This window comes from Chitinophaga lutea (genome assembly GCF_003813775.1).
In the GTDB taxonomy this organism is placed as follows: domain Bacteria; phylum Bacteroidota; class Bacteroidia; order Chitinophagales; family Chitinophagaceae; genus Chitinophaga; species Chitinophaga lutea.
The window spans coordinates 2,401,479-2,413,731 of record NZ_RPDH01000001.1; the positions used below are offsets into that span (position 1 = coordinate 2,401,479).

General features: G+C 51.2%; 13 protein-coding genes. 8 read left to right on the forward strand and 5 right to left on the reverse strand.

What is annotated here, in order from left to right; all coding sequences use genetic code 11:
• Positions 1-4: 4 nt before the first annotated feature.
• From gldD to mutY, 4 genes are all read right to left on the reverse strand, one after another.
• Positions 5-601, reverse strand: coding sequence for a gliding motility lipoprotein GldD (gene gldD / locus EGT74_RS09705; protein WP_123846310.1), 597 nt, complete (start codon positions 599-601; stop codon positions 5-7).
• Entirely contained in the window at positions 598-1,893 is a 1,296-nt protein-coding gene (gene gldE, locus EGT74_RS09710) for a gliding motility-associated protein GldE (protein ID WP_246008200.1), read from the reverse strand. Before gldE ends, gldD begins: the two co-directional genes overlap by 4 nt.
• 186 nt (positions 1,894-2,079) lie before the next feature.
• The gene (locus EGT74_RS09715; RefSeq protein ID WP_123846311.1) at positions 2,080-2,559 is read right to left on the reverse strand and encodes a single-stranded DNA-binding protein; all 480 of its coding nucleotides are present in this window, start codon (positions 2,557-2,559) and stop codon (positions 2,080-2,082) included.
• A gap of 146 nt (positions 2,560-2,705) precedes the next feature.
• Positions 2,706-3,764 (reverse strand): A/G-specific adenine glycosylase, encoded by a 1,059-nt coding sequence (mutY, locus tag EGT74_RS09720; RefSeq protein WP_123846312.1) that lies wholly within the window; start codon positions 3,762-3,764, stop codon positions 2,706-2,708.
• 224 nt (positions 3,765-3,988) lie between these two features.
• Here mutY and EGT74_RS09725 point away from each other — a divergent pair, with 224 nt between their 5' ends.
• The 4 genes from EGT74_RS09725 to EGT74_RS09740 all read left to right on the forward strand — a co-directional run bounded on the left by EGT74_RS09725 (position 3,989) and on the right by EGT74_RS09740 (position 8,931).
• Entirely contained in the window at positions 3,989-4,276 is a 288-nt protein-coding gene (locus EGT74_RS09725) for an HU family DNA-binding protein (protein ID WP_029464490.1), read from the forward strand.
• A 27-nt stretch (positions 4,277-4,303) separates the two neighbouring features.
• Positions 4,304-5,161, forward strand: coding sequence for a tetratricopeptide repeat protein (locus EGT74_RS09730; RefSeq protein ID WP_123846313.1), 858 nt, complete (start codon positions 4,304-4,306; stop codon positions 5,159-5,161).
• A 432-nt stretch (positions 5,162-5,593) separates the two neighbouring features.
• Positions 5,594-7,141: an Rne/Rng family ribonuclease gene (locus EGT74_RS09735; RefSeq protein WP_123846314.1), complete on the forward strand. Its 1,548-nt coding sequence runs from the start codon at positions 5,594-5,596 to the stop codon at positions 7,139-7,141.
• Between the two features lie 110 nt (positions 7,142-7,251).
• Positions 7,252-8,931: a L,D-transpeptidase family protein gene (locus tag EGT74_RS09740; RefSeq protein ID WP_123846315.1), complete on the forward strand. Its 1,680-nt coding sequence runs from the start codon at positions 7,252-7,254 to the stop codon at positions 8,929-8,931.
• On the opposite strand, the gene EGT74_RS09745 is transcribed toward EGT74_RS09740, so the two are convergent.
• Entirely contained in the window at positions 8,917-9,711 is a 795-nt protein-coding gene (locus EGT74_RS09745; RefSeq protein ID WP_123846316.1) for a CPBP family intramembrane glutamic endopeptidase, read from the reverse strand. The genes EGT74_RS09740 and EGT74_RS09745 overlap by 15 nt on opposite strands.
• Positions 9,712-9,844: 133 nt before the next feature.
• On the opposite strand from EGT74_RS09745, the gene EGT74_RS09750 reads away from it, so the two are divergent.
• From EGT74_RS09750 to EGT74_RS09765, 4 genes are all read left to right on the forward strand, one after another.
• Positions 9,845-10,225, forward strand: coding sequence for a RidA family protein (locus EGT74_RS09750; protein WP_123846317.1), 381 nt, complete (start codon positions 9,845-9,847; stop codon positions 10,223-10,225).
• Positions 10,226-10,228: 3 nt separating this feature from the next.
• Entirely contained in the window at positions 10,229-10,867 is a 639-nt protein-coding gene (locus EGT74_RS09755) for a 3-hydroxyacyl-CoA dehydrogenase family protein (protein ID WP_123846318.1), read from the forward strand.
• Between the two features lie 10 nt (positions 10,868-10,877).
• On the forward strand, positions 10,878-11,549 hold the full coding sequence (gene tsaB, locus EGT74_RS09760; protein ID WP_158618075.1) for a tRNA (adenosine(37)-N6)-threonylcarbamoyltransferase complex dimerization subunit type 1 TsaB: 672 nt from the start codon (positions 10,878-10,880) through the stop codon (positions 11,547-11,549).
• A 305-nt stretch (positions 11,550-11,854) separates the two neighbouring features.
• The gene (locus EGT74_RS09765) at positions 11,855-12,214 is read left to right on the forward strand and encodes an ArsR/SmtB family transcription factor (protein ID WP_074241384.1); all 360 of its coding nucleotides are present in this window, start codon (positions 11,855-11,857) and stop codon (positions 12,212-12,214) included.
• Positions 12,215-12,253 lie beyond the last annotated feature (39 nt).

A 12,253-nucleotide genomic window follows, 5' to 3' on the forward strand; every position in this document is an offset into this window, starting at 1 on the left:
GCGCTCAATTAGCTTTCCATTGCAGGGTTTTGACCAGGTGCCACATATCCTCTTCCAGGAAGCGGTTCAGGGGCGCCAGGGAATCCGCATTGGGCGGTGCGTAAAAATACAACGCTCCGCGCAAAAAATGATGCCCTGAGTCTGTGGCATAAAATTGTTTGGCCGAAGCGGCGTTGCCGCCCACCTCATAAAACAGGCCGTGTACGCGGTGCGGGGTGTGGATGGCCTGCTCTTCGATGGATTCTGCCTTGTACGTATGCTTGTAAGTCAGTTTGAAAGCGTCGTTCACCAGCCTGTCGAGGCTGTTTTGGGCGCCCACCTGCTTATAGCTCATGTATATTTTTCCGTTAAAGTCGGGGAAGTCGATATTGATCCACCAGGGATTTTCCGCTTTTTCGTCGAAAAACAACGTGTCTTTGACGATGCTGGCGTATACCGGGTATTCGAACGTGTAGGGGTAACCCGGTTCGTTGAAGGTCTGGTACTTTTTTTCAGGCAGGTCTATCCTGAAGTAACCCCGTGGCTTGGGCGCAGAGCCCTGGTGGGCGCAGGCAGCCAGCAGGAAGGGCAGCGCTGCGAGAAAATAAATTACTGCTCTCATTCCGTTTCAACACCCGATTTAATGGTCACCTGTACCTTCTGGACGCGCATTTTAGTGACCTCCAGGACGGTAAAATCAAAATTGCCGAACGTGATCACACTGTTCTCTTCCGGGAATTTGCCGGACAGTTCCAGGATGAGCCCGCCGATGGAGTCGCTTTCTCCTTTTACGCTCTCGAACGTGTCCGGGGCGATGTTCAGGATGCGACAAACGTCGTTCAGCATGGTTTTGCCTTCGAAAACGTAGGTATGGTCGTTGACCTTGTTAAAGTTGAATTCTTCCTCGTCAAACTCGTCTTTGATATCGCCGATCACTTCTTCCATGATATCTTCCAGGGTCACGATGCCGGAGGTGCCGCCGAATTCGTCTACTACCACCGCGAAGTGCATGTGGCGGGTCTGGAATTCGTTGAGCAGGTCTTCTATCAGCTTGTGCTCATGGACGAAGAAAGGCTGGCGCAGCACTTCATGCCAGTCGAACGCGTCTCCCTTGCCCAGGTGCTGCAGCAGGTCTTTGGTATGGATCACGCCCACGATCGTGTCGAGGTTGTTTTTATATACGGGGAGGCGGGAGTAATGCAGTTCCGCTACCTGTTTGACCACCTCACTGAACGGAGCGTCGTACTCGAGGCCGTTCACGTCGAGGCGGGTGCGCATGATCTGTTTCACGGCGATATTGCCGAATTTGAGGATGCCGCGCACGATGTTCTTTTCTTCCTGGGAGGCGCCCGGTTCCACGCTCATTTCAATGACCTCGTCTATCTCCTGGTAATTGATCGGGCGGGTGTTGCGGTGAAAAAGGCGGGCTTCGATGCTTTCGCTCAGGTTCACAAAAAAGTTGCTGACAGGCTCCAGGGTGGCGTGAATGATATGCACGAACCACGCGAAGTAGGTGGCGAAGCGCATATTGTTCTGCGTGGCCCATACCCGCGGGAGGATTTGCCCGAAAAACAGCAATATCAGTGTAATCACCGCAATGCGCACCACGAACGACACGAAGGCCAGGTGCTGCAGGCTTTCCACCTGGTAAATCAGGTAGTTGGTGATAAAGATGAAGGCGATGTTGAAGAGGATGTTGGCGATCTGCAGGGATGCCAGCAGGGATTTCGGGTTTTCCAGCAGCCGCGTGATCATCTTGCCGGCGTTGTTCTGCCGGGTCTTGAGCACGTTTAAGTCCTTGTAATTCAGGGAAAAGAAGGCCACTTCTGCTCCGGAAACAATGAAGGTGAGCAGCAATACAATAAAGATAACGCCGAGAAACACCACAATATTCAGCGACGGAGATGCCGGCACTTGTAACAAAACGCTCTTGAACGGTAAAATACCAGCCGATAGGTGAACCAAGATATTTAAGCTTTGGTCAAAAATAATGGGAAAGAAATTCAGTTCGCTATAATTGAATCGCTTTCCCGCATGCAAATATAAAGAATGTACCGTTACGGGCGGATATTCTCTGTAAAACCTGGGTTATCCGGCCTTTTAAAACGGCAGGTCGTCGGCCGGTTCGCTCATAGGCGGAATTTCTATGCCTGTATAACCTTCGCCATGGCTCTGGGTAGAGGAGGAGCCGCCGGCGCCGGTGGAATGATGGTGATGTGGAAGCGGGTGGTCGCCATTATTAACATCCATCCGTTTGTCGAGCATCACCAGGTTATCGCCTACCACCTCGGTGGCAAATTTTTTATTGCCTTCCTTGTCTTCCCAGCTGCGGGTGCGGAGGCGCCCTTCAATATATACCAGGCTGCCTTTATGGAGGTATTTCTGCGCCAGTTCGGCAAGGCCTCTCCAAAGTACAACGGTATGCCATTCTGTTTGTGAAATGAGCTTGCCGGCGCGGTCTTTAAACGTTTCGGTCGTAGCCAGGGAGAATTTAGCTACTGCAATATTACCTTCCAGGAATTGAACATCGGGGTCTCTGCCAAGATTGCCAATCAGGATTACTTTATTAACACCTCTCATAATTGTAGGTTTTAATCTGTCCTATTATAATTTATTCTGCTCACGGTCAACCTTTCTAAAGTTAATATTTTTTTCCATTCAGCACATCAAATTTTTACCCTGCCGAACAGGGATACAGGGTATGGTACCAAACGCGGCGGCATCCGTCAACGTTGCAGGTAATCCACGATGATCTTCGGGAAAGCGTAATTTTTTAATTGATCCTCAGATACCTGCAGGTATCCTTCCGGCGTTTTGAATGCAGCGGGCACGGCCAGCTGCAGAAAACGGGCATGGATGGTCTGATGGGTGAGCTGCTGCTTTATTTCCACAGCGGGAGCGGTTATTTTGTAGGGGTATTTGCCGATGAGGCGCCGGAAATCGGCCGATTCCAGCACGGTTTCGTCTGCCGCGGGGGCGGAAGTTTCGATCAGCACGAATTCATGCAGGTTTTCCCAGATGTCTTTCCCCGTGCGCTTGCGGATGAAGAAACGGTCTTTCTGGTGCAGCAGCAGGTAATGGAAGTATCTTTTTTTAATGACGAGTTTTTTCGACTTCACCGGCACCAGGTCTGTGAGCCCTTTCTGGAAGGCTTCGCAACGGGCAGCCAGCGGGCAGCTTTTACAGGCCGGCTGTTGCGGTTTGCACACCACGGCGCCGAAATCCATGATGGCCTGGTTGTATTCGCCAGGCTGTTCACGGTGCAGCACTTCACCGGCCAGCTGCGTGAACAGTTTTTTGCCGGGAGTGGTGTCTGTGGGCGTGTCGATGCCGAAATAACGGGCCAGTACCCGGTATACGTTGCCGTCGAGCACGGCGTGGGGGAGGCTGAAGGCGAATGAGGCGATGGCCGCGGCGGTATATGCGCCCACGCCTTTCAGCTTGGTAATGCCCTCGTAGGTTTGCGGGAATTGCCCTTTATAAGCACCGGCGATGGTACGGGCTGCCGCCAGCATGTTTTTGCAGCGGGCGTAATAACCGAGCCCCTGCCAGAGGCGGAATACTTCCTCATCGGGCGCGGCGGCAAGTTTTTCGACGGTGGGGTAGGCGGAGATGAACCGTTCGTAATATGGCCAGCCCTGTTCTACGCGGGTTTGCTGGAGAATTATCTCGGAAAGCCAGATGCGGTAGGGATTTTTTTCACCTTTCCAGGGCATGGTCCGGGTGTTTTGGAACCGGTTCCAGGTCATGAGACAGTCAGTAAAAAATCTCTTTGTATCGGTCATTTGCACAAAATAATTTATATATGTCGATGTTTTTCTATATATTCGTGTCCCGGAAGCCTTTATTCGTGCTGAATTGCAGGGATTTAGGCTTTGACGGGAGCACAAATAAACGTATTTTTAGAGTGTTCTATCTATAACAAAAAATATTAAATTTTATTTGCTTGAAAATTCAGCAATTAAATTTTTTTTAATAACTTTGAAAACAAGTAATCCTCCGCTTCATTATGAGAAAAGCTGATTTGATTAACAACATTGCTGAAAAAACCGGCATCCCCAAAGTAGATGTGTTAGTAACACTCGAAGCCATGTTCAAGGAAGTAAAGGAGGCGTTAGCAAATGGCGAGCATATCTACATCCGCGGGTTTGGCAGTTTTATCACGAAGAAACGGGCTGCCAAAATAGGCCGTAACATCAAGAAGAATGTTGCCGTGGAAATTCCCGAGCACTACATTCCGGCATTTAAGCCATCTAAAGAGTTTGTTGCCGAAGTAAAGAAGCTCAAAAGTTCTTAGATTTGCATCCTAACATTTTAGGGTGCGATGCAAAGAAATCAACTACTCGTTCTTGGCCTGGCTGTCGTTATAGTAACGGCATTGTTTGCGTTTGGCCGTATTACGCCAAAGGTGCATGAGCATGAACATGCTGCTGCGCCAGGGGGTGCCATGCCGCAGGGAATGGGTCAGGCGGTCGCCGCTGCTGATTTTTCAGACCTGTTAAAGAAAGCAAAGTCAAAAGTTCCTGCCGACAAGCTGGTGGAGATCACCAGTCTTGAAAATACCGTTGTGCGCGGCGATGTCAAAAGCCAGCAAATCGCTGCTTATCAGCAACTTTACACGATCTGGGACGGCCTCAACGAACTTCCCGTTGCCGCCTATTATGCCGCGGAATCTGCCAAGTTGGAAAATTCCGGAAAAAGCCTCACCTTTGCAGCCAATTTATTTTTGGACCATCTCTCGCATACGCAAGACGCGGGCGTTAGAATGTGGCAGGCCAATACGGCCATAGAATTGCTGGACAGGGCTATCGCGCTTGAACCAAACAATGACACACTGAAGATAAAGAAGGGAGCAGTATTGGTCGCCAATACCGGGGAGCCTATGAAGGGCATCGGTATTTTGAGGGAAGTGGCAGAGCGCAACCCGGATTTCCTGGACGCACAGCTCACGCTGGCCAACTTCAGTATCACCTCCGGCCAGTTCGACAAAGCCATCGAGCGGATGGAAAACGTACTGCAGCGCCACCCGGAAGAGCCTAAAGCGCTGTTTCTGCTGGCGGTGGCCCATCAGAGCAAAGGGGACAACGCAAAAGCGGTGGAACTGCTCCGTCAGTGCCGCAAGCTGATCAAAGACCCGGCCCTGGCGGCGGAAATAGACGGTTATATTAAGAGTATTCAGTAATATTATTAAACATTAAAAAAAATACAAGCGTATGCCTTGCGGAAAGAAAAGAAAAAGACATAAAATCGCAACCCACAAAAGGAAAAAAAGACTTAGAAAGAACCGTCATAAGAAAGGCAAGAAATAATTCTCCTGTTTCCCCGCCATTTATACTGCACAGGTATAAGTAGCCGGAGGCGGACTCGATAAATTTTTTATACAATCCTGCATGATTTTAGCATTAATCGTTAAATTGCTAATATCATGCAGGTTGTTTCGTAGATCGGCCCTTTAAGAATCCGGACTTCACCCTGTATATATCACTAAACCCTTTGCAATCCTCTCTCGTGTGAACCGCCGGCACCAGGCCGGTATCATTTGGGCATGCTGTACTTTTGCCTGTAGAAAAAGGACGGCATAAAAGTGAAGTATTTATGGACAAAATTTTGACGCTTGAATAAGGAATTGATTATAAATGCCGCACCATCCGGTGTTGAAATAGCATTGCTGGAAGATAAAAAATTAGTCGAGCTGCACCACGAAAGCGGCAACCCTAATTTTGCAGTGGGGGACCTTTATTTGGGCAAAGTAAAGAAACTGATTCCTGGACTGAATGCAGCCTTCGTGGATGTGGGATTTGAAAAAGACGCCTTTCTCCACTACACCGACTTAAGCCCGTACATCCGCTCCATTCTCAAGTTTACCCAACAAGCCATTTCCGATAAATCCGAGTCTTTCGATTTCGCCAAGTTCAAAAACGAGCCCGAAATCATCAAAACCGGCAAGATCACCGAAGTGCTGGGCGGCAAACCCAACATCCTCGTGCAGATCCTCAAAGAGCCCATTTCCTCCAAAGGCCCCCGCCTCAGCTGCGAAATCTCCCTGCCCGGCCGGTTTATCGTGATCACCCCCTTCAACAACATCGTGGCCGTTTCCAAGAAGATCCATTCTTCGGAAGAACGCAAAAGGCTGCAGAAGATAGTGGAAGCCATCAAGCCGCATAACTTCGGCGTGATCGTGCGTACTGCGGCGGAAGGCAAAAAAACGGCGGAACTGCACGAAGACCTCACCACCCTCGTGAACACCTGGAAAACCATCCAGGAAAACCTCCGCAGCGGACAGGCTCCCCAGAAGATCCTCAGCGAACAGACCAAAACCACCAGCATCCTGCGCGACCTGCTCAATGAGAGCTTCAACCGCATCGTGATCAACGACAAAAATATTTATACGGATACCAAAACGTATATCCAGAAAATAGCGCCCGAGAAGCAGGACATTGTGACCTACTACCACAACGGCGCCCCCATTTTTGATCACTTCGGCGTAACCCGCCAGGTAAAGGCATCCTTCGGTAAAACCGTGAACCTCGACAGCGGGGTGTACCTCATCATCGAAGCCACGGAAGCCCTGCACGTGATAGACGTGAACAGCGGCTATAAAAGTTCGAGCAACAACCAGGAGCAGAACGCCCTCGCCTCCAACCTCGAAGCGGCGGCCGAAATTGCACGCCAGCTGCGGCTGCGCGACCTGGGCGGCATCATCATCATCGACTTCATCGATATGAAGCTGCCCGAAAACAAAAAGACCGTGTACGAAGCCATGGAGCGATTCATGGTGCAGGACAGGGCCAAACACACGATACTCCCCATTTCGAAGTTCGGGCTGATGCAGATCACGCGCCAGCGCGTGAAACCGGAAATCACCATTTCAGTGGCCGAAGATTGTCCCGCCTGCAAAGGCACTGGCAAAATCGGCGCTTCCATGCTCATTGTGGAAGACATTGAAAAGAACCTCCAGTACCTGCTCAACCACCAGCACAAAGGCCTCACTATCCGCATGCACCCCATCCTGTATGCGTACCTTACCAAGGGCTGGCTCGGATCACGGCAATGGAAGTGGTACTTCACGTATAAAAAGTGGATCAAGCTCAAAGCAGATTCCAACTACCACCTCACCGAATACCGCTTTTTTGATGCCAACGACGAAGAAATCAAGTTATAACAACCAGGAGGATATTGAAAGGGAACAGCGCCGCTGTTCCCTTTTTTTATTCCTGCAGGATTGTTGCTTACTTTTGCGCAACATACACTGCATTAAATTGTTATACCGCTATGATGCATAAACAAATCTACCCCCTGCTGCTCGCCCTGGCGTTTGTGACCGCCTGCCAGACCAACAAAAAGAAACCCGCTCCCGAAGCGGTGAACCGCGACACCACCCATTACGCCAAAGAGGAATATATCGCGCGTACGCTAGACAGTAACCAGATCGGCGCCTTCCTGGCCCAGCACACGGAATTTGCCCCCTACGCGGAGCTTATCCGTGATTTTTATGCAAAACGCGGTTTCCACTACGCCTGGATCGACGAACAGGGCGTGACCGAACAGGCCGGCGGCTTCATGAACATGATGCGGAGCGATGAAGAAAGCGGCATCAAAGACAGTTCGCTCGATAAAAGCCGGGCCCTCGCCCTCTACGATTCACTGGCGGCGCAGGGCGACTCCCTCAACCGAAACGACACCATCGTACCTATCACCGAGCTGACCTTTACGGGGCAGTTTTTCGTATATGCCAACAAGGTATGGGGCGGCATGACCAGCGACAATGCCCGTGACCTGGAGTGGTTCATCCCCCGTAAAAAAATCGACGTGGAAAGCCTGCTCAATACCGTTATCGCCAATCCCCAAAAAGGCATTACGGAAGACGAACCGGTGAACCGCCAGTACAAACTGCTGCGAGACGAGCTGCAGAAATTGGCCACCGTCGTAAAAGCAAACCCGCAGTGGGATTCGCTGCGGCTCGAAGCCAAAAAGAAAAACTACAAAAAAGGAGATTCTTCCGTGGTGATCGCCGGTGTGAAAAAACGCCTGCAACTGCTCGGTGATATGCAGGACAAGGATACGTCCATTCAATACACCCCCGTGCTCGATTCCGCCCTCCGGCATTACCAGGCCCGCATGGGCTACAAGCCGGACGGCATCATCACCCCGCAGACGCTCGCCGCATTGAACCGCCCGCTGCAACATTACATGCACCAGCTGCTGCTGAACATGGAACGCCTGCGCTGGGTGCCGGTGGAGGTATCGACCGATTATATCCTCGTCAACATCCCCGAGTTCAAAATGCACGCCTATGAGGCCGGTAAACTGGCCTGGAGCTGTAACGTGGTGGTGGGCACACCCGGCACCAGCACGGTGATCTTCAGCCGCGAGATGAAATACGTGGTGTTCAGTCCGTACTGGAACGTGCCTCCCGGCATCCTCGGCAACGAGGTGATACCCGGCATCAAACGCAGCGGCGGGTCGTACCTGGCGCGGCACAACATGGAAATCGTGGGAGGCAGCGGGAAAGCGATTTCTCCCGGCTCCATCAACTGGAGCAAATATTCCGGGCGCAACTTCCCGTACGTGGTGCGCCAGAAACCCGGTGGTTCCAACTCTCTCGGCCGTGTAAAATTCCTGTTCCCCAACGAATACAATATCTACCTGCACGATACACCGTCCAAAGGCCTCTTCAATGAGGCGAGGCGCTCGTTCAGCCATGGCTGCATCCGGGTATCGGAGCCCAAGCGCCTGGCGCAATGGCTGCTCCGGAATGATTCCAGCTGGACCGAAGCCAAAATCGACGCGGCGATGAATGCGGGAAAGGAAAAGTATGTGACGCTGAAAGATAAGCTGCCCGTGTTTATCGGCTACTTCACCGCCTGGGTGAACAGCGAGGGCACGCTCAACTTCCGCGACGACGTGTACGGTCACGACGCGAAACTGGCGAAGCTGTTATTTGGCCAGTAAGACCTGCTTTTTCGGGTGGCCGGCGGGCGTGATGTTGCGCAGGATGAAGAAACCTGCTGCCAATGCCAGCGCGCAGCCGGTTACCAGCGCGACATACGTGTAGGGGTCGCTGATAGCGAACTGCAACGAACCGCCGCTCAGCGCCACTACTGCCGTAGCCACATTATGTATAAGGTGGATGAGGAAGCAGGAACAGAGATCGCGGAGGCGGAGATAAAAGAACCCGGCCAGCAGTCCCAGCAAGAGGGAGCCCGGCATCTGCGCCGGATCCGGATGCGCCAGCATATACAGCAGCGAGCTTTGCAGCAGCGCTATCCCGCCGGAGTAACGGTGCAGCAGCGCTTCCATGATGATGCCCCGGAAGAGCATTTCTTCCATGAAAGCAGCGAGCACTACAGACACAAGGATGACCGCGAAGGAGCTGGTATGAATGCTGGTAAACGACAACTCGGGCCAGGCCGGCAGCGGCAGGATATACGCCAGCGCATCTTTCACCACCACCAATGCCAGGGCCATGGAAAAAGCCAGGAGAAAAGTTTCCAGCGAGATGTTGATTCTCGGTACCAGCCTGAACTCGTGTTGGCGGCGTACCAGTACGTACACTATAACAGCAGCAAGGGAAACCAGGGAAATAGCGGCAAGCAGGAAGGGAATCTCCGGGAGCGCATCGCCTGTGAAAAACCAGGTGGCGGCGAAACCCAGCACCCAGCATGCATACAGCGAAAGCTGCAGTGTCCAGGCGCCATTGAGAGAAAGACCATTCAGGGTTTTGACATACATAATCGGGCAGATAATGTTTGCGGGATATGGTACTTTGGTTGACTAGAATACTAATATAAGCATTTTGTATATGCGGCCCCAATATTCTTGCGGCAATTGCCCGGCCGCGCCTAAAACCTTATTTTTGCCACATATGGAAAAACAGATTATCAACACCACCAATGCCCCGGCGCCTATCGGGCCTTACAACCAGGCCGTAAAAGCGGGCAGCACGCTGTTCATTTCAGGCCAGATTGCCCTGAACCCGGAAAGCGGCAAGCTGGAAACGGATGATGTGATCGTGGAAACGCACCGCGTGATGCAGAACCTGCGCAACATTCTCAGCGAAGCGGGCATGGATTTTTCCGACGTGGTGAAAAGCACCATTTTTATTACGGACATGAATGATTTTTCCCAGATCAACGAAGTGTACGGCAAGTACTTTTCCGGTTATTTTCCCGCCCGCGAAACCGTTCAGGTGGCCGCGCTGCCGAAAGGCGTGAACGTGGAGATTTCCATGATCGCCATCAAATAACGTATGGAAGTACTGGTTACAGGCGATGTACAACGCTGGGAAGAACTGCGCCGCAGCAGGGATTTTGCCGGGCATACCGTACGCTGGGAGCAGGAACTGCAGCCGCAGCACAGCGGGGCCGACCTGGTCATAGACCTGAGCCTCGATGAGCGCGCGGAAAATCTCATGTTGTATACGATGAAACCGGAGATTCCCGTACTGGCCTGCCTAGTCAAAACTTCGCCCGACATCTGGGCGCAATACCCGCACATTTACGGCTGCAATTTTCTGCCCGGTTTTATGGCGATGCCGCGGCTGGAGGTGGCCACGCTGGCCGGCACTAAACAGCTGGACCCGCTCATGCAGGAGCTGGGTTGGCCTTACAGCATCATCAAACCCGCCACCGGCATGGTTACGCCGCGGGTGGTGTGCATGATCATCAACGAAGCATATTTTACCGCCGGGGAAGGCACCGCCTCCCGGGAAGACATCGACACCTCCATGAAGCTCGGCACCAACTACCCGTTCGGCCCCTTCGAATGGTGCGGAAAAATCGGCATCCGCAACGTGTATGAAATACTACAGGCCGTTTATGCCGAAACAGGGAACGAACGGTACCAGATCAGTCCGCTGTTGCAGGCGGAATACGAAGCGCAATTATAAAACGACAACATTGGCACGCATACTTCATATAGACACGGCTACGGCAATCGGTTCCGTATCGCTTTCAGACAACGGCAAAGAATTACAAACGCTGCAGAATATGGAGCAGCGCGACCATGCGGCCACCATCACCCTGTTCATACAACAGCTGCTGACCACGCATGACCTGCATCACAGCCAGCTCGACGCCATTGCCGTGAGCGCCGGCCCCGGTTCTTATACCGGCCTTCGTGTAGGCGTTGCCACCGCCAAAGGCCTTTGTTATACCTGGCAGAAACCCCTCATCGCCGTTTCCACCCTGCAAATGATGGCCTGCGGCATGCGGCAGTCAGATGAAGATGTATTTTATGTTCCCATGATCGATGCACGGCGGATGGAGGTATTCACCGCGGTGTACAACCACCGGCTGGAGCCCGTGCTCGAACCACAGGCGATGGTGTTGGATACAGACTCGTTTGCGTCATTTATTGCCAAAAAAAAGACCCTGTTTTTCGGTGACGGAGCCCCGAAATGGCATGAATTGTTAGGACAACGCACCAATGCTGAATTTCCCTCATACCAGATTTCCGCTGCACATATGATCCCCCTGGCCGCGAAAGCCTTTGCAGATAAGGATTTTCAAGATGTGGCCTATTTCTCCCCTTATTACATCAAAGCCTTCTTCCACCCCGGAAAGCCCTAACATTCATTATTTTTTTAGCAGATTTTTAGCATTTCCCTGCATCATATTACGCATCAAAACGCGTTATAATCTGAGACGGGTTTGAACGACAGTAATTCGCCGCCGAAAGTGTCATGAGAGTGTCAAAATACGTGAAAAAGCGGCTGTTTCCGATTTATATATTAAAAAAGAAGGTATAGAAATTTTTTTTATTGTGACAGATATTATAATTTTGTGTAATCAATATCCGTGATTGTTGTCTAATAGTCGCGTTTTACTGTCCGTTGATCCCTGTCATTTCATTTATTTTTTAAAACTATTTTGCGATGGAAAAACAATTATTAACTACCTCTTCTAATACTCTTATTATTTCTAGGGGTAACAATGAAAAAGATCAGATCAAATTGGATTACATTGCCGTTAAGAAGGCCGCGATGGTGTTGCGAGCAATCAACCACAAGTTGCGTCAGCAGATGATCAAGCTGCTGGAAGACCATAAGCGCATGACAGTAACGGAGATTTACGTGAAGCTGCGTCTGGAACAATCTGTGGCATCCCAGCACCTGGCTATCCTGAGAAGGGCCGGCATCGTAATCACTGAGCGGGATGGTAAGTTTATTCATTATACCATCAACAAACAACGTATTGCCGAAGTAGCAAAATTCGTCGAAGAGCTGGTGGGATAAGATAATTTATCTCCAATCTTTTTCAATTCCGTGGCACTG